Below are 17338 nucleotides of genomic sequence, written 5' to 3' on the forward strand. Positions count from 1 at the left end.
ACAAATCAGCTTTTCCGATATTCGGTAGGCGTCGTATTGGTGAGCTTTTTGAACGATTTATTGAAATGCGAAGCGTCTTCGAAGCCCAGCCAGTAGCATATTTCCTGGATCGACAGCGAGGTCTGTTTCAGCAAACTTTTAGCTTCCATCACCACGTATTCGTCGATGAACGCCTTGGCAGGCTTACCAAGCTCGGCCTGCAAAACTTCACTCAGGTATTTGGGGGTAATGTGCAATTCGGTGGCGTAAAAAGCCACCTCCTTATGCTCGGGAAAATGCTCCGCCACCAGTTTCCTGAATGCCTGCGCGATCTTTTCGCGGTTGGAAATGGCATTGGTAACCCGGTTCGCACCATCGCCTGAGGTGTTCGCCTGGGATTGCAAGCCATCGCGGCCGGTGTGAAACGACTCGGCCAGCATCAGCAGCGAATGCACAATCCCGGGCACGGCGCTTTTATCGTCCTTCAAGTCTTTCAGCAAACCGAACAATGCAGCCAGCTTTTTCGTCTGCTCATCGCTGAGCCGGAGCACGTGCCTGCCGCCGTGAAAGAAAAACGGGAGCGAATGGAGAAACGAATTGTTTTGCAAGCCTTCCAGGAGCTCTTCCGTGAAATAAACCGTATCGTGCTCGGCGGTATAGTTGCCCGTCCATTGGCAAACCATTCCCGGCCCGACAGTGGTAAGACAGCCGGCTGTGACAAGGTAATCGGTGCTGCCGATCTTGAACACATCGCCCTCGCCCGTGTACGTAACGCCCAGGCCAAAAGTGAATGTGCGGAAAGGGAAATTTACGTGCGCGCTCTGGTAGGTGTGTCTGTCGGCCAGAAAGAAAGGAGCATTGAAACCGTGGGAATTCTGATGTTTGAGAAACTCGTAGAGATTGAAAGACTTCAGATTGAATTTTTTCTGCATAATACGCTGGCTTCTACATGGCTTGTTGACGGCGGGCAATGACTAACCCGCCGCCAAAATAGCGAAAATTACCGCTTGATCACCTTATAGTGCCGCATATTGCCTTTGTACTGATTGGAAAGAATAAATACGCCTGCCGGTAACGCTGAAATATCCAGCTCTTTCAAAGTGCCGGGGGTGGAAATGTAACGCCTCACGACACCCTTCGAATCGGTGATCCGCAGCGTTTCATACACCAACGGCGTGTCGAACACGATCTTGTCCCGGTCTGCGGGATTGGGATAAATTACCCGTTCCGGAATAGGGTTTTGGGCATCGGCCACCATCGCTACTCGCGTCGGTACGGTCAGGATGTCGGGGCTCAATGTAATGTCCATATCAAAGTAAAGGTCCGAACTCGTAGCGCTGGTCTGATGCAATTCTACCGCAATGGTGTTTCTGCCTAACCTGAAAAAGCTGCCGTCATTGGGCACGACAACCGTTTGCCACGCATATTCCGGACTGGCATTGCTGGCGAAGGTATTAAAAGTGACAGGCTCGTTACCCATGTTAGGGTCCCGTGGGGTCAGCTCTTTCCCATTGATGTAAATCACGATCCCATCGTCTCTTTTGTAATTGATAATGACCGATTTATGGTAAGCCATCTGCTGCGATGAAATCCGAATTAACCTTCGGAAATACGTCGTCGTCCAACGGGTTGCACACGGGGTGGTAAGGCAACCCTCGCGCAGGCCGGAATTGTGAAACCGGTACTCGTAGCAATCCAGTTCTGCCTGGCAGGCGGGGATAAACACTCTTTCCCCATCTTCACGGTTCGGCGAATAACCGAAAGGCGCCGGGCCGGTTGGCCAGTTTGCATCGTGGTCATAGTTGGGCGGATCTTCCTCGTTGACCTCGTCGGGGTCCTGGCCGCCTTTCCAGTTAAATATACCATTGTCGGGAGGAACCATCCCTCTTGCAAAAAAGCTCCAGACACTGCCCGCATGCAGCAACACCACGGTACCGCGGGGATTATGATTATAAACCTGCCCGCCAATGCCGCCTCCGCCATTCAGCCGCCCCACGACGAATTCCCCCGAATAGAATGGATAAAATTTAAGGGGGTAAAAGAATACTTCGGGCTGGTTGAACCCGAACCGCCACTTGTATTCAAGCGGCGTTGCCTGCTGAAAGGCAAGATCCGTCTGTTTCACATCATACAGCCAGATACCGTCCTTGTTAAAATCGGCAGCGGCTTTGATGGTATTATGGACCCCGCTAAGCGGATCCACGTTATAGTTGGTTGATAAACTGTTGATTTTGAAAAATCGCAGACTGTAATGCCAAATGCTCTCATAGGTGCTATCCGTGTACTGCAAGTAAGAAAGGTCCGAGTCTTTGTAATAATGCCGCACCGTCACCTGCTGCTTTCCCGTAAGCTCCGGATTGGGTTTCACGGCCCAGTAACGGTTCATCACCCGCCAGTTGGAGCTGAACGACCGGGGCCTTTCCGAACGTACATAGTTGGTGCCCGGCCCGAGCGCGCCTACCTGCGTCCTGCCCCATTTCCCGCCCAGCTTCACTTCAAAAGGAGGTACGCCCGCTTTGCCGATATTCAGATCGTGCTTGTTGATCGAAAGCAGCAGTTTGCCCTTGCCATCGACATAATGCGTGAAATTGCCGGCACCGGGTTGCGCATCGGTACATTCGCAGACAGCAGTGCGCGTGCTGTCGTCGGTATCCGGCACGGTGAACCCGTCCAGGTCTTTGAAAATCGTAAACTGATCGACCAACTGCTTCTTAGCACTGATAAACTTCGCGGTCAGCCGCTTGTTTTCGACCTCGATGTACATCGAGCCGCCCGACGACAATGCAGAGGCCGTCATAATCCTGCTCACCAGCCCGGGATTTTTGACATTACTGGCGAAAGTCGGCTCGCCCTTTCGGCCGCCAGCCCCATTCACAACATATATTATACCTTCATTTTTCGTCGCCGCGCTGTTTTTGTAGTAAAAGCAGGAATTGGCTGAACCGTCGTAACGTCCGGTGCTCTGCGCATTGCTGCCCAGTGCCGGGTTGTGGGTAGCCATGACGAAATTGGTGGAAGTCGTAAAATGGTCGCGCATGAGGCGGGAGCGCTCGTACCCGTGGCTGTGCCCTGCCAGCACAAGATCCACCTTGTAAGCATCCAGAATGGGAACCAGGTTATTGCGGATCTGGATCAGGTCGCGCTCCGTATCGGAATTATGCGAACCGCCGCTGAATGGCGGAATATGCGTAAATACGATCACCCAGTTGATGTCCGGATTGGCATTGGCCCTGGCGAGGTCTTTCTTCAACCACTCCGACTGCAATCCATTAGGTGCCAGGATTTTCGTATGGTCGTCTCCCAGCTTTTCAAATCCATAGGTATCGAGACTGATGAAATGGATATTGCCATAATCAAAAGAATAATATGCCTCGGTCATCGACGGCTCTCCCCCTCCTTCCCCATTCGTAAAATTGTTGACGACCTCATAATAATGAATGTTCTTATTGGCCCGCACCCGGTATAGCGACGCGCTGTCGACGGTTCCATCGAAGTAATCGTGATTGCCCGGTGTGGCGTAAAAGGGCGTCTGCCGGAACATGAAATCGTACCGCGCCTTGGTTTTATTGAATATATGCTCCTGGTACTGATCCTTTTTGCCTTGCTCATAGGCATTATCGCCCAGCCAAAGCCAAAGATCCATCGGGCCCGTTTTGTTAACAGTCATATAATCCTTCCATGAATCGACTACGCTGTCCTGACGATTCGCCGTGGCTGGAAACGGGGGCGTGTAGCCAAAATCGCCCAACACCCACATTTTCACTTTCTTTTTTGTACCCGGCAGCGGCGGCGTTTTAAAAAAGTGATCGGGTGTTTTTTCGAGGATCACAGGGAATGCAGGAGGTGCCCAGGCCCCGATGTAATACCGGTATTGCTGGTCGGGTTTCAGGCCGGTGAGCGTGATGATATGCTCCGTGGTCGCTGTTGGCTCCTCCACCATAGGCGCCCCATTATCAAGCAATTCAAACTCCGGTTCGGGGGTATAAACGATCCGCCCGAGGTTCGGCAGATCAGTCTGCCAGCGGATAGTCACAGAAGCACTTGTAGCAAACTCATTCACTTTTTTAGCATACGCCATTTGCAGATACGGGCCCCGGGTTATCTTGGGCGTCTGGGCGACAGACTCCGAAAATAACAACAGGCAAAATGAGAGCACTGATAGAATCGGTCTCATAAGCATCAGGATTTAAAGATGGAAGAAGAGGGACTGCGATGCGCAATTAATTGTATATAAAAATTGCTATTTATTCTTTATATATCCAAATTAAAATCGATATATTTACTCATATTAGACCCTAATTATCAGACAGTTACATCTGTCTTCGATACAGCCTCTATCCCGTACTCGCTCCCGTTCCCTGTCGGCAAGCGAGGTGGTAAACCCTGGTGTTTGCCCATGCGTTTCGAAACGTTTGAAACTCTCCACTCTCCCCCGTATTCATGATGAAAACAATACCGCTCCCCAGCAAAATTTGCCTTTGGATAATCCTTTTAACTGCTACGATACTGGCCTGCAAAGGCCCGGATGGCGACGTCGGTCCCGCTGGTCCGCAGGGCCCGCAAGGAACAGCCGGCCAAAACGGCGCACAAGGCCCCGCAGGCCCCAAAGGCGTGGCTAACCTCATCGTATCGCCCTGGGTGAAAGTGCCCAATACGGCCTGGCAGCGCGAAGATTCCGCCTATTTCAGGGTAATGCGCCAGGACAGCATCATCACCCAGGCAATCCTCGACAGCGCATTGGTGATGGCATACTACCGCAATGAAGGCCGGTCGAATGTGGTGTTTTCATTGCCGGCTTCCAATGAAGAGCTCACACTGGGCTTTTTTATGCAAATAGAAAACCAGGTAGGAAGTATAAATTTCGACGTGACCTATTTCAAGCCCAGGCCTATACCCATCGACTTCGACCTCGAATTTCGCTGGATAATCATCCCCGCCGATGCCCGTGGGCGCATGAATGCGGCTGATATGAAGGACTATGTGCTCATGCAACAGCAATTGGGCCTGACTGACTAGCCAGGCCCGTGCGGATGTCACTATACGTAGCTAAAATGGCTCCACGTTTCCAGTTGGAATCGGACCGGCCGGGCGGTAGGTGTTGATGATCATGCCCGTGGAAGTGATCTTCGTATCCACGAGTGCAAGCCCGCCAGCGGGAACGCCGTTTTCGAACAATCGCTTGCCCTCGCCGAGCACCACCGGGGCTATCCAGAGGCGGTGCTCGTCGACGAGGCCGGCGGAGATGAGCGTTTGCAGCAGATTCCCGCTGCCCCAGATATGGATATCCGGCCCCTCCGCCGCTCTCAGCTGACCTACTTCCTCGACCACATCGCGAATGACTTCCGAATTATGCCAATCGAGCTGGTCGAGCGTGCACGTGGCGATGTACTTCTTTGCCTTATTAAATGCTTTGCCTATCGGGTTTTCATCGTGGAGCGGCCAGTAGGAAGCGAAAATATCGTACGTCTTGCGGCCCAGGAGTATTTCAAAATCGCTGGAAATGGTTTCGGTAACGACCTCGTTGAGCTTATCGTCCCCGTAATGCATAAACCATCCGCCGTGTTTAAAACCATTGGCCTGGTCCTCTTCCGGCCCTCCGGGCGCCTGCATGACGCCGTCAACTGAAAGTTGGGTAATTGCGATGATCCTTCCCATGTTTGTCGTGTTTTTTGTTTGGTAAAGTGTTGATTTGACCAAACAAAATTACACGGCCATTCCCTTTGAATGCGGGTGCAAAGGTGCCAAAAGAAGGGGGTAATCGCGTAATGATACAGTTTGCGCGACCGTGCCTGGCTACAACAGCCATTCGGTAGGCGCTTTGCCGAACCGCTTCTTAAATGAATGCGAGAAATGCGAAAGGCTTTCGAAACCGAGATCGAGGTAGATCGCCGACGGCTTTTTGTTCCGGCTTTCAATGAGGTGCCGGGCTTCGGCAAGCCGTCGTTCTTGCAGCCAATGCCTGGGAGCCATTCCGAATATCCGCTGAAAATCACGTTTGAAACCGGCCAGGCTCCGTCCCGTGAGCCGCGCGAATTTTTCGACCGGGATATTGTAGTGAAAATTGCTGTGCATAAACTTTTCCAGATCCATTTTGTAAGGCTCCGAAAAATCGAACAGCATTTCTTCCAGTTCCGGCATCGCGTGCATCAGCAAATGCACCGCTTCTTTCACTTTGAGGATGCCGAGGCGCTCAGTAATGGCTTCGTCGGGATTGCGCACATACGGGACCACCGATTGAAAAAAAGCACGCAGGAAATCGTTTACCGGCACAAGTACATTCTGAGGCCCGGAATATTTATGTCCCGTTTCGACCTGTTCTTCGAGCGCAATGGTCCGCAGCAAGTCCTCGTGCAGGGAAATGACGATGGTTTGATAATCCTCGCCGTCAAGGGGCGTTTTGGTAATCTCGCCTAACTGGTTTTTCTGGATCAGCAGCATTTCCCCCGCTCCCATGGAGATCTTTTCCGTGGCCGTTTCCAGTGAAAAACGGCCCGAAACCTGCAATACGAGCGTATTGTGTTCCAGAAATGCCACCTTATCCTTCCGCTGCCGGGACAGGTAAGAGTAGAAAATAACGCCGGGAAGTATTTCTGTTGGATTCGTCACGCGGTAAAGATATTAAAAAGCGGGGTTCGAAACGCCCGCTATCGTTGAAGATAAGTCCCGCCCACAATGGCGCCAGGCGCGAAATGCGTATCGAGCAACTCTGCCTCCTCAGGCGTAAACGTAATGCCCATTGCGTCCGTATTCTCCGGTAACCTCGACCGTTTGCTCATGCTCACGAGCGGCATAATATGCCCCCCTTGCGCATTCACCCAGGCGATAGCGAGTTGCGTAGGCGTATAACCCTTCGCCTCGGCCATTTGTTTCAATACCTCGACGGTCGCCAGGTTTTTCATTAGGTTTTCACCCTGAAATCGTGGGAAATGGTGCTGGTAGCTGTCAGCCGGAAGCGGGGCCTTCATGTCCCCGGTCAGCAATCCCTCGGCGGTGTTGGCGAATGCTACCACGCCGATGCCCAGCTCCTTAGCTGTCGGCAGCAATTCGCTTTCGATTTGCCGGTCGGCCAGCGAGTAGCCTATTTCCAATGCCGTTACGGGATGAATGCTGTGCGCTTTGCGCAGCTGCTCCGCATTGATTTCGGACACACCCAGGTAGCGGACTTTCCCTTCCTTGATCAAATCAGCCACCGTACCCACTACGTCCTCAACCGGCACGCTGTTATCCAGCCTGCACGGCTGGTACAAGTCGATGGTATCGATCCCCAGCCGCACGAGCGAATAGTTGATGAAGTTTTTGATCGCCACCGGGCGCAGATCCAGACCCAGCCATTGATTATTATAAAAAATAGCCCCGAACTTGACGCTGACGAAAGCATCGTCGCGACGGCCTTTGATCGCTTTGCCCACCAGCATTTCATTATGTCCGGCACCATAGAAATCCCCGGTATTCAGGAAGTTAATACCATTATCGAGCGCCATCTGAATGGTCGCAACGCTTTCGGATTCGTCGTTGGCACGGCTGCCCCAAACAGGCGACATGCGCATGCAGCCCAATCCCAATTTAGAAACCAGCGGGCCGTCCTGGCCAAGGTGTATTTTCGTGATCGTCGTCATCTTTTGTTGTTGATTTTTGATATCACAAAGATGACGTCCGAACGCCTGCTGCAGATTTCCCCTACGGCTCAAATTACTTGCTTGTATGGATCAGGTAATTTGGGAGGTTGGTATTAAAACTGAATGGTGAAGAGATTGAACGTTCGAATGCTTTTCGGCTAAGTTTATATTAAATTAAGGCCGTAAACTATTCAATTATCGTGTTAAAAAAATTCACCGCTCTCACCTGCTATTTGCTAACTATTTCTCAATTCACTATTGCTCAATCCGATACACTCCATTGGCATCCGGGCATTAAGCTAAAATTCAGTGATTTTTCGATAGATCATTCCACAAACCACATTTTTGCGGATGTAGGTGTGCATTACGAATACACCGTTCGGCCGACGAAATTCGGCAAATATCTTCCGATCATCCATACCAATGCTATATTAAATCGAAAGACAGCAAGCCTGCCCGCGCTGAATACAACTGCGTTGCGTTATGGGCAATTGTTATTCGACATGTCCGGTTATGAAAGCAAGCTCGTCAAATTAAAAGTCTTCGAACTGGGTGAGCTGAATGCACGGACTACCCCGGTAAAAACGACCATTGAAAACGCCATTTCACAGGCAAACTATGAAGTTTCCCGGTTAAAGAAGGAAATGACCGAACAACTTTCGACAACGACGGATGAACGGGTATTTGCGGAATGGGAAGCAAAAATCGCCGATTTGCTTCGAAATACACCCGACGTTGTAGAAGAAACAAGTCCGGGCGAAACACAAATCGGAATTTTTGCCGGCGTGGCCCAAAGCATTTTTACCGGCAAAACCAGCGATTATTTTACCCACGCGACAGGAATAAACTTTGGTTTTAATGTGGATGTAAAAAAGTCGAGGTTTGGACTGGATATGAATCTGGATTTTAACAGAACGAAACAAGAACTGGAAAAGAAAGGATATTGGCCAGCCAAAATGAAAACACATTTCGCCTCTTTCGAACTTACTTATGGTATTAAGCTACAAAAAAATAAATGGCTGACCGTTCCTTTTGCCGGTTTTGCAGTTAGCGAATTCACGCCTGCCAAAGCGGATAAAGAAGACAGGCGCCGACTGGATGGATATAGCCCCGTAATAGGTCTCGAATTGAACCGCTATTTCCGAAGCAAAAGTGATTTATTCGAAAGCACTTACTTTTTTTACAAACTCCGGGCATCCGTAAACCCTTCCAATTTGGTTAAAAATTACAGCGGCACACAATTCAATCTGAAACTCGCTATCGGGTTCGATGTTTCGAAAGTGAAAAGTAAAATGGTTAAAAAAAGCAACTATCAATTAGCCGTTACCCATTAAACCGCACGCCCGTAAAACGATGCCCCGTGGCGCCGTCCCAGTTATAAACCCATTCCATCCAACCGTATTTCAGGTATTTCGATTTTAGTTTCTCATGCAACGCCTCGGGCTGTTCGACGCCATTGACAATCAGGAACATATTATGGAGCCGGTAGCTGAGGTTTTCCTTGCCGGACGCAACTCCGGCGCCGATCAGGTCCAGGATAATCTGTTCCTGCGTTTGTTTTTCGGTTTCCGTGTCGGCGTCGTTCAACAGGCGGCGAAGGTTTGTCTCGATATCTTCAAACTGCTTCCTCAACCGGTCGAAACCGCCCTGCCGTTCTTCCTGTTGGCGCCGCGAAGTTTCCATTACTACCTTCCGTAACCGATCGAGTGCACTGGACGGACTTTGTGGATTGCCCGACGTCAAAAGCTCCTGCAATCGCATTCGGTTTTCTGTTTGCTCCTTCCGAAGCCTCGCCGATTCTGCCCAGATGATCGGATTGATCTGCCTTTTGAGGCTATCCGCATTTTTCAGATCGTTGTTCGAAACGGCTGAGCGCAACCGGGAAATGAGTGCTTCAAGCTCGGGCAGCGAATCGGTGGCATATGCTTCGCGGGCGCCGGAGGGTTCGCTCGCTGTTGCCAAATGCGTAGCGGTGGTGTTCGCAGACTTCTGAATCAATTTCTCTTTCGTCTCGTGGCCCGAAACACGCCGAACATTGCTTTCCGCCGGATGCGCTGCGTCAACCGGCCGCATATTTTGCCGTCTATCTGACGGGGTTTCAATCACCGGTTTTACATATTCATACCTCCGCGTAGCCATCAGCGCCACCATGACGGCCAGCAGAGGAAAAACGGACAGGTATTTCCACCCCATCCAAGCCGGTGTACGTTCCTTGTAGATCATGTGGATTCTCAGTTTTAAAAGTGATTTGTTGAAGAATTTGCTCGTAACCGACGCGGATATGGCCTGTCGGGCGTAGGAAATCATAAAAGCGGCATAGCGGTCCCTGTCCGGCGCCTGCCCGTCGGCCAGAAATTCATGGACTTGTTGTAGAGAGGATTTATAAAACCAAAGCACCGGATTGAACCAAAAAAACACTTTCAATACCTCAATTAAAAGGATATCCAGCGAATGCCATTGCCGGATATGCACCAGTTCATGGGCAAATATGGATTCGAAATGCGCTTCGTAATCTTCGGGCGAGAGTACCATCCATTTAAGGAAGGAAAACGAACCGGTACGCACATTCCCACTGCGGTTTATCACCAAGCTGCATTCATCCATCGGCACCGCCACGCCCGACCGGATGATCGATGAAAGCCTCACCAACGATTTTCCCAGCATGAAAAGCATTACCAGCACCCCAGCCAGATATACCGCCGGGATAGTCAGCAGCCACATATCCGATTGATATTCAATCACATTAGAAACAACAGACACCTTTGTGGCATTGGTAACAAGGCCTTCCATTCCCGAAAGCATTACCTGCTCGCGCAACTCCAACGCCGGTATGCACAGGCCCGCGAGAAGCGACGCCACGAGGTAAATGCGGTTACCCGCGAAAAATGTATGCTTCCGAAACAGTACCCAGTAGGTTATATAAAAAACAACCCAGCAAAGGTTCACTTTAAGCAAATAGTGAAGTGCTTCCATAATAAAATGGTTTTATTTCCTGGCCCTTTTCTTTTCAATAAATGCTGCCAGATCATCGAGGTCGCTTTCCGTCAGAGCGCTGTCGTTCAGGAAAAACGAAACGAGACTGGTAACCGAATTTTCAAAATAGTTTTCGACGAGCTGCTTAGCCTCATGCTTGCGGTAATCCGCCTCGCTTACCAGCGGGTAATATTCGTGGGTATTGCCGTAAGTTTTGTGTGCAACCATTTCCTTCTTCTCTAAAATGCGAACAAAGGTTGCAACGGTCGTGTAAGCCGGTTTGGGATCGGCCATTTGCGCCAGGATATCTTTTACAAATGCCTTGCCCAGCTGCCAGAGTATCTTCATAATCTCCGCCTCGGCGCGGGTGAGAGAGCGCATTTCCATATGCATTGATTTTAATTGTATTTTGTAAAAGTGAATGTATTACTAATTTTTTAGTAATACAACTAAATTATTAGAAATTCTATTAATACGTTAGTTTTCCAAACGAAATACAATGAAATACCACGCTTTCCTGACGGTTATTATGTTCGCTGGTATATTGAGCTGCACACACCGAAAGAGTGATCAGCAGGAGGAAGTAATAAGTCTGCCTGTAACTTTCGTCGATGGTTTTGGCCCATTCGGGACCGATTACGCCGCAACGGGGCCCGAGTATTCCGCAGATGATCCTGATGGAGGCGTTTGGGCAAAAACTTATAAACCGTTGACCGGTATTCCGCCTCAGTGGAAGAATGTTGCCAGATCGATGGTGGAATTAAACCTCCGCCAATTCGTATTCCAGAATTTTCACCAGGGAAATATCGATTCAAGCACCTACGCGTCGCTGCAAAAGGCCTGGAAATGGACGCCGGATGAAAAACGCCTGTCGAAAAAGCCCATTCGCTGCTATGTTTATATTATCTGGGGCACAGACCCTTCCGGAAAGCTGAATGTGATGATCGATACGAATAACAATGGCGATTTCAGCGACGAAAAATCCTTTTACCCTGAAATCGCCGGGCCAAAAGATACGATACGCTATTATAATCACAGTTATGAGATTGAATATGATATCTTCCGCGAAGGCCGTGTGATAACATCGCACCTCCCGATGGTACTCAAATACTTTCCGCATCAGCCTGAAAAATACCGGATGGCTTATTCGTTTCCCCGGTATGCGGAAGCTGTGATTCCACTCGGTGGTCATCAGAAAAAGATAGCCATTAATTTAGGATTTACTTCGCCATCCGGAAATGAAGTATCCGAACTGGCGTTCGCCGATCAGGTTAAAAAGGGAGAATATATTGATTTACGAAATGGGATCAGGATAGGTGAATTTCTGGATATTGAATCCGGCGGCGAGAGGCGGAGGTTCGAAAACCTGGGATTTGATGAATACGAAGGCGTATTGCATTTAAAAGGAAAGCCATTGAACAATGTATATTCCACGCAGGTCGGATTTAAAATGAAACCGTTTTCCGGCAAAGATTTTACAAATGGCAAACCTGTCTCGATGGAAGATTATCGGGGCAAATACCTTTACATTGATTTTTGGGCGACCTGGTGCGGACCTTGTGTAAAACAGCTTCCTGAATTGAAGCACTTGTATCAAAAAGTTGATCGAAATAAGATCGCGTTTCTTGGCATCGTTGGTGAAGACAGCCGCGAGCGGCTCGCAAAGTTTCTGGACAAGAACCCGCTTGACTGGCCGCAGCTTTTTTCGGATAGTACCAACCAACTGGTGGAAGCGTATAACATCGAGGGTTATCCATCCACATTCCTGATCGGGCCGTACGGTACCATTGTAGGCAAAAACCTTAGTAGCAAGGAGCTGGAAGCAAAATTTGCGGAGCTAGGCGGTTTGAAGTAGTGCCGTACCCAACCATTTACTAATATCAATACAACGCACTCATTTACAGTGTTATATTTTCTATATTTGTAAATACCGCACCTCGCGGGCCGCATTCCCTAAACATGTTCTGTGACTCAAACTTCGATCCGCATGAAGCACGGCCATTGTTACCTCGCATTGATTGTTATCCTTTTCGCCTGCTCCAAAAAGAAGGAGGAGCAGGAAAAGCCGGCATCCGACCGGATCACGGTTTGCTACAATCCTCAAACGACCGACGCCGAATGGTATAGTTCCGGCAAAAAAGCGCCCCTGTTCGACGGATTGCAAGGGATCGATTTCAAAATCACCACTACCAGTCCCGACGCCCAGGCGTATTTCAACCAGGGTATGATGCTATCGTACGGCTTCAACCACGCGGAGGCGGCACGGTCGTTCTACCAGGCTACCCGCCTCGATTCTACCTGCGCGATGGCCTACTGGGGTTACGCTTACGTGCTCGGCCCCAACTACAATGCCGGAATGGAGCCCGACAATTTTCAACGCGCCTGGGCCGCGAACGAAAAGGCGCAGCAACTCGCCGCCCAATGCACGCCGAAGGAAAAGGCGCTGATCGCCTCATTGGCCAAGCGGTACACCAAAGAACCTCCTGCCGACAGGTCAAAGCTCGACATTGCATTCGCCGCCGCCATGAAAAAGGTGTACACGGAATTTCCGTCCGATCCCGATATCGGGGCATTGTATGCAGAGGCGCAGATGGATTTGCACCCGTGGGATTTGTACGACAAAAAAACCAAAGCACCCAAAGCCTGGACACCGGAACTCGTAGCCGTACTGGAAAGCCTGCTGAAAAAGAACCCGCATCACCCGGGCGCGCATCACCTGTACATACACGCGCAGGAGGCTTCCGCAACGCCCGAAAAAGCCATGGCCTCGGCCGCATTGCTCGATTCGGTCGTGCCCGGTGCCGGTCACTTGCTGCATATGCCATCGCACATTTACATCAATACGGGCGACTACCATCTCGGCTCGCTTTCTAACGTCAATTCTGTGCAGGCCGACAGCAATTACATTACCAATTGTTATGCGCAAGGCGCCTATCCGCTCGCGTATTTCCCGCATAATTACCATTTCCTGGCCGCCACCGCCACGCTGGAAGGCAATTCCGAGCTGGCCTGGCTCGCCGCCCGGAAAGTGCAGCAATACACGGCAAAGGAAGTGATGCGCCAACCCGGCTGGGGCACGCTGCAACATTATTATACGATCCCCTATTATGTAGCCGTGAAATTTTCGATGTGGGATACGATCCTTACCGAACCCAGCCCGGCGAAGGAACTCGTTTATCCCCGGATAATCTGGCATTATGCGCGGGGAATGGCCCATTTGGGCAAGCACGACCTCGCAAAGGCGCAGCAAGAGATGAAATCGCTCAGTGCGCTCACTGCCGATACGACGCTGAAAGACATTACCGTCTGGAACATCAATTCCTCGGTGGATCTGGTGCAAATCGCGTCGAAAGTATTATTGGCAGGCATTGCGGCGCAACAGAATCAGCTCGACAAATCCGCGCAGCTGCTTGGCGAAGCAATCGAAATGGAAGACAATCTCAACTACAACGAGCCACCGGACTGGTTTTTCTCCGTCCGGCACCACCTCGGCTCGGTACTCCTCAAAGCCGGTAAAAATGTAGAAGCAGAGCGCATTTACCGACAGGATTTACAAACCTGGAAGAAAAACGGCTGGGCGCTGATCGGACTGTACAATGCTTTGGTACAACAAAAAAACACGGCAGAAGCGCAGAAGGTAAAATCTGCCTTCGATCAGGCCTGGGCGCATGCCGATATTAAGATCGCGGCGTCTTCGACGATTATGGATTAGGTGGAGTATTAGGACAAGCCGGGATTGGGTTTCAAAATGCAAAACCGATCCCGGCTTTTGCTTGCAATTCCGCGCGGTTTACTTTTAAAAACCTGTTGGTTATACTCAAACCCGAGAAACTGACACCGGCGTCAAAGTATAGTTTGTGAAATAACCGCTGTTGGTAGCCTGCCAGGATTCCGGCGGAAGTCTGCCAGGCGCTGAAAGTTCCGCGCTCCTGGGGAACGGCTATGATGTACCGCACTACGGACCGGTAATAATTATATGCAAACCGGGGAGCAATGTAGAGTCCCGACAGATTGTCCGATGCCTTCCCCCTTCTGATCTGATGCTTTTGCAGGTAGTACCAGCGAAACTGTGCCTCACCGGTCAGCACGAGCGAGTTGGCGCCATACCAATAGTGGTCGGTTTCATTTCCAATACTCACATTAACCGAGAACGGGCTCTTACCCAACTTCCGCTCATAACCTACTTCCGCTCTCAACGACTGATCGTCTATCCCAATGTTCACTTCCGGCAACCGGATTTTGAAATGCTGTTTTACCAAATAATCACAATGCAAGACATCGCACAACGGACCTTTATCACTGCGCTTCCAATCCCCGAAAGCAAAACCGATCAGTGATCGCGATGCGATAACCGCGTTTCTTATTTGGAAACCATTCGATAGGAAATAGTCATTGTCGTAAAGCGACAGGTATGGCGAGACATAATGGATTCCAAGCGAAAAATCGAGAAATCCATTTGCGAGAAACCGGCTTTGAAAACCATACACCAGGCTAAAATGTTCCCGGTGCCGGTCGCTCTGAACTTTCACCAGCGATCTTTCATAAGAAACTCCCAGATAACTCCCGCTAAAATTGTTCGCGCTTTGCTGGCGGGCAATCCGCTTGTTCATTTCAAAATACCACTTGCTTCCAATGCTCGCAAACAAATTTCTTCCGCTCAACTGCCGCTCGAAGCGATCGATCGTCATAGCACTGCCAAGCCGGATTGTTCGTGAAGTGAGTGACGCTTCCAATGACACGGCCGGAAACAACTTGTATTCAAATGCAGCATTCAACCCAAGCCCATTGTAAGTAGTAGCCAGATACCCCAGCTTGAACATCTTCCGCGTGGGTATTTTGGTCATGAAAACATTTTCATAACGATCGATAAAGCGCTGCTCGGTGACCACGCTGGTCTCTTCCGAGAATGTGACGGAAGTAGTATCCTGGGCGAGCGCATTTGCGGCAAGCACCAGGAGCAGCAGTAATACACGAAAAAATTGATGCATTGATTATTCAAATAAGGGCCGGGGTGATACGGGAACCGTATAAAGAGGCCAAGGGCGACATGAATAGTTGTATGCGTTACAAATAAATATTGCCGATGCTGCCTGTTCTTAATTTGTAATTAAACTAAATAAGCCATTTCTTTGCCGAAAATCAGCCATCTGGCTGGCGTTACACCTCAGGCAATGCATAACCATCCGTCGCAGTTGATCACCATTAACGAGCACTCGTTCGAAATGCTGTACACGACGTATGCCACGAAGCTTTTTCGCCTCTGCTGCGCTTACCTGCGCGATGAGGAGGAAGCGAAGGAGATTGTACAGGGCATTTTTCAATCGCTTTGGGAACGGCGCGCCGAGCTTGAAATCAGGTCCGCGCCGGAAAACTACCTGATCCGTGCCGCCAAATTGCAGGTTAACAAGCATTTCCGCGACAAGGCCATCCACGACAAACACCTCGCGCTGATCGGAATGCAGGCGGCTGTTCAGGAAAATACGACGGAAGAAATGGTATCGTTCCAGCAACTTTCCGGCAGGGTTTCCGGCCTTCTTGCCCAGCTTCCGGCCGCTACGCAGCGCATTTTCCAGTTGAGCCGCGAACAGGGAATGGCCAACCGCGAAATCGCCGAAGAAATGCAGGTTTCGGTCAAAACAGTGGAATACCACATCAGCAAAAGCATCGCATTGCTCCGCAGCGGGCTCGAATAGCGCAGTTTTTTTCAAAATCGTTTAGGGATGCACCGCGGGTTATGGAACTAACCCATTGTACCGTCGAGCAACCTATGCGCATTACGCCTGAATTACTTCAAAAATACCACGATGGCCTTTGTACCGAGGCCGAAAGCCGGGAAGTGGAGCAATGGCTGGCCGCAACCGACGACCTCGACGGATACGCGCAGCAGGGCGACGAAGAAGCCGCTATCTCCGAAATCTGGCAAAAACTAGATCTGCAAGAGCGCCATCATCCGAAACCCCCTCGCATTGCGTGGCTCTACCCGCTCCTGGCCGCCGCAGCCGCCTGTCTTTTGCTGGTTGCGTCGTGGAATTATTTCCGGCATCCGGCCACGCAGCCCGGAAGCATTGCGGTTGTGGGCAAGAAAATCGAATACCGGTATCTGCAAACGGCCGACGGTGAACGCAAACGTTTTTTGCTGCCGGATAGTACGGTGGTTTACCTCAATGCAGGCAGCCGGCTCACCTACCCCGCCGGGTTCAGCGACACCGCAAGGGTGGCGTGGCTCACGGGCGAAGGTTATTTTGAAGTGGCCAAAGACAGTACCCGGCCATTTACCATACATACTGCCAGTACGCGTACGACGGTGCTCGGTACCGCATTCAATCTCAAATCTTACCCAGGCAGCAATGTGACGCTGGTCGTAAGCGAAGGCAAGGTGCGTTTTGCGTCCAAAACCGCAGGTACAGCGCCGCTGATATTGACTGCCAATGAACGGGGCATTTATGACCTCCGCGAAGATCGCCTCGCGCAGGACCGCGTGTATGCGCGTGGGCATTACGGGTGGGTGCACGACAAGCTGGCGTTCGATAACCAGCCGCTTTCAGACATTGCGCCGGTGCTCGAAAGGTGGTACGGGATAAAAGTCGTGATTACCGCGCCGGAACTGGCTGCCCGTCGCTGTACAGGCTCATTTGTGAATCCGTCGCTGGAAAATCTGATGGGAAGCCTAGCCTATTCGCTGAATATCAAATACAAAATCGAAAATAAAAACCTGACCATTTACTGATGAAGCAAGCTCCCTGACAAACCATAAAAACCCCACGGCTGGG

14 protein-coding genes are annotated in these 17338 nt (G+C 50.5%); 6 read left to right on the forward strand and 8 right to left on the reverse strand.

Translation table 11 applies throughout. The features are described from left to right. Positions 1 to 5: 5 nt before the first annotated feature. Entirely contained in the window at positions 6 to 911 is a 906-nt protein-coding gene (locus BLQ88_RS12575) for a helix-turn-helix domain-containing protein (protein ID WP_090150039.1), read from the reverse strand. Between the two features lie 68 nt (positions 912 to 979). Continuing rightward, on the reverse strand, positions 980 to 4153 hold the full coding sequence (locus BLQ88_RS12580; RefSeq protein ID WP_176884982.1) for a metallophosphoesterase: 3174 nt from the start codon (positions 4151 to 4153) through the stop codon (positions 980 to 982). 266 nt (positions 4154 to 4419) lie between these two features. Between BLQ88_RS12580 and BLQ88_RS37355 the strand changes: the two genes are divergently transcribed. Then, a complete protein-coding gene (locus BLQ88_RS37355; protein WP_090150045.1) occupies positions 4420 to 4995 on the forward strand; it encodes a collagen-like protein in 576 nt (191 codons plus the stop codon). A 30-nt stretch (positions 4996 to 5025) separates the two neighbouring features. Here the strand turns inward: BLQ88_RS37355 and BLQ88_RS12590 are convergent, their stop codons facing one another. From BLQ88_RS12590 to BLQ88_RS12600, 3 genes are all read right to left on the reverse strand, one after another. Continuing rightward, positions 5026 to 5634 (reverse strand): dihydrofolate reductase family protein, encoded by a 609-nt coding sequence (locus BLQ88_RS12590; RefSeq protein WP_090150048.1) that lies wholly within the window; start codon positions 5632 to 5634, stop codon positions 5026 to 5028. Positions 5635 to 5772: 138 nt separating this feature from the next. Next, complete coding sequence (locus tag BLQ88_RS12595; protein ID WP_090150050.1) at positions 5773 to 6585, reverse strand: helix-turn-helix domain-containing protein; 813 nt, start codon at positions 6583 to 6585, stop codon at positions 5773 to 5775. A 38-nt stretch (positions 6586 to 6623) separates the two neighbouring features. Beyond that, entirely contained in the window at positions 6624 to 7595 is a 972-nt protein-coding gene (locus tag BLQ88_RS12600) for an aldo/keto reductase (RefSeq protein ID WP_090150051.1), read from the reverse strand. Positions 7596 to 8098: 503 nt separating this feature from the next. Between BLQ88_RS12600 and BLQ88_RS12605 the strand changes: the two genes are divergently transcribed. Continuing rightward, positions 8099 to 8929, forward strand: a complete 831-nt coding sequence (locus BLQ88_RS12605; protein WP_143016835.1) for a hypothetical protein — start codon at positions 8099 to 8101, stop codon at positions 8927 to 8929. On the opposite strand, the gene BLQ88_RS12610 is transcribed toward BLQ88_RS12605, so the two are convergent. Continuing rightward, the gene (locus tag BLQ88_RS12610; protein ID WP_090150056.1) at positions 8919 to 10568 is read right to left on the reverse strand and encodes a M56 family metallopeptidase; all 1650 of its coding nucleotides are present in this window, start codon (positions 10566 to 10568) and stop codon (positions 8919 to 8921) included. The genes BLQ88_RS12605 and BLQ88_RS12610 overlap by 11 nt on opposite strands. 12 nt (positions 10569 to 10580) lie before the next feature. Beyond that, positions 10581 to 10955: a BlaI/MecI/CopY family transcriptional regulator gene (locus tag BLQ88_RS12615; protein ID WP_090150059.1), complete on the reverse strand. Its 375-nt coding sequence runs from the start codon at positions 10953 to 10955 to the stop codon at positions 10581 to 10583. Positions 10956 to 11067: 112 nt separating this feature from the next. On the opposite strand from BLQ88_RS12615, the gene BLQ88_RS12620 reads away from it, so the two are divergent. Next, complete coding sequence (locus BLQ88_RS12620; protein WP_090150062.1) at positions 11068 to 12423, forward strand: TlpA family protein disulfide reductase; 1356 nt, start codon at positions 11068 to 11070, stop codon at positions 12421 to 12423. A 132-nt stretch (positions 12424 to 12555) separates the two neighbouring features. Then, positions 12556 to 14280 (forward strand): tetratricopeptide repeat protein, encoded by a 1725-nt coding sequence (locus BLQ88_RS12625; RefSeq protein WP_090150065.1) that lies wholly within the window; start codon positions 12556 to 12558, stop codon positions 14278 to 14280. A gap of 31 nt (positions 14281 to 14311) precedes the next feature. On the opposite strand, the gene BLQ88_RS12630 is transcribed toward BLQ88_RS12625, so the two are convergent. After that, the gene (locus BLQ88_RS12630) at positions 14312 to 15556 is read right to left on the reverse strand and encodes a hypothetical protein (protein ID WP_090150068.1); all 1245 of its coding nucleotides are present in this window, start codon (positions 15554 to 15556) and stop codon (positions 14312 to 14314) included. 141 nt (positions 15557 to 15697) lie between these two features. On the opposite strand from BLQ88_RS12630, the gene BLQ88_RS12635 reads away from it, so the two are divergent. Both BLQ88_RS12635 and BLQ88_RS12640 read left to right on the forward strand, forming a co-directional pair. Then, entirely contained in the window at positions 15698 to 16261 is a 564-nt protein-coding gene (locus tag BLQ88_RS12635; protein ID WP_090150071.1) for an RNA polymerase sigma-70 factor, read from the forward strand. A gap of 41 nt (positions 16262 to 16302) precedes the next feature. Then, complete coding sequence (locus tag BLQ88_RS12640; RefSeq protein WP_090150073.1) at positions 16303 to 17295, forward strand: FecR domain-containing protein; 993 nt, start codon at positions 16303 to 16305, stop codon at positions 17293 to 17295. Positions 17296 to 17338: the final 43 nt, after the last annotated feature.

The sequence above is a fragment of the Dyadobacter soli genome (assembly GCF_900101885.1).
In the GTDB taxonomy this organism is placed as follows: domain Bacteria; phylum Bacteroidota; class Bacteroidia; order Cytophagales; family Spirosomataceae; genus Dyadobacter; species Dyadobacter soli.

Bases quoted from the DNA above. Each gene is read 5' to 3' on its own strand.
- BLQ88_RS37355 (WP_090150045.1), top strand. From the start codon at position 4,420: ATGATGAAAACAATACCGCTCCCCAGCAAAATTTGCCTTTGGATAATC.
- BLQ88_RS12575 (WP_090150039.1), bottom strand. From the start codon at position 911: ATGCAGAAAAAATTCAATCTGAAGTCTTTCAATCTCTACGAGTTTCTC.
- BLQ88_RS12615 (WP_090150059.1), bottom strand. From the start codon at position 10,955: ATGGAAATGCGCTCTCTCACCCGCGCCGAGGCGGAGATTATGAAGATA.
- BLQ88_RS12605 (WP_143016835.1), top strand. From the start codon at position 8,099: ATGTCCGGTTATGAAAGCAAGCTCGTCAAATTAAAAGTCTTCGAACTG.
- BLQ88_RS12620 (WP_090150062.1), top strand. From the start codon at position 11,068: ATGAAATACCACGCTTTCCTGACGGTTATTATGTTCGCTGGTATATTG.
- BLQ88_RS12640 (WP_090150073.1), top strand. From the start codon at position 16,303: ATGGAACTAACCCATTGTACCGTCGAGCAACCTATGCGCATTACGCCT.
- BLQ88_RS12625 (WP_090150065.1), top strand. From the start codon at position 12,556: ATGAAGCACGGCCATTGTTACCTCGCATTGATTGTTATCCTTTTCGCC.
- BLQ88_RS12590 (WP_090150048.1), bottom strand. From the start codon at position 5,634: ATGGGAAGGATCATCGCAATTACCCAACTTTCAGTTGACGGCGTCATG.
- BLQ88_RS12630 (WP_090150068.1), bottom strand. From the start codon at position 15,556: ATGCATCAATTTTTTCGTGTATTACTGCTGCTCCTGGTGCTTGCCGCA.
- BLQ88_RS12610 (WP_090150056.1), bottom strand. From the start codon at position 10,568: ATGGAAGCACTTCACTATTTGCTTAAAGTGAACCTTTGCTGGGTTGTT.
- BLQ88_RS12580 (WP_176884982.1), bottom strand. From the start codon at position 4,153: ATGAGACCGATTCTATCAGTGCTCTCATTTTGCCTGTTGTTATTTTCG.
- BLQ88_RS12600 (WP_090150051.1), bottom strand. From the start codon at position 7,595: ATGACGACGATCACGAAAATACACCTTGGCCAGGACGGCCCGCTGGTT.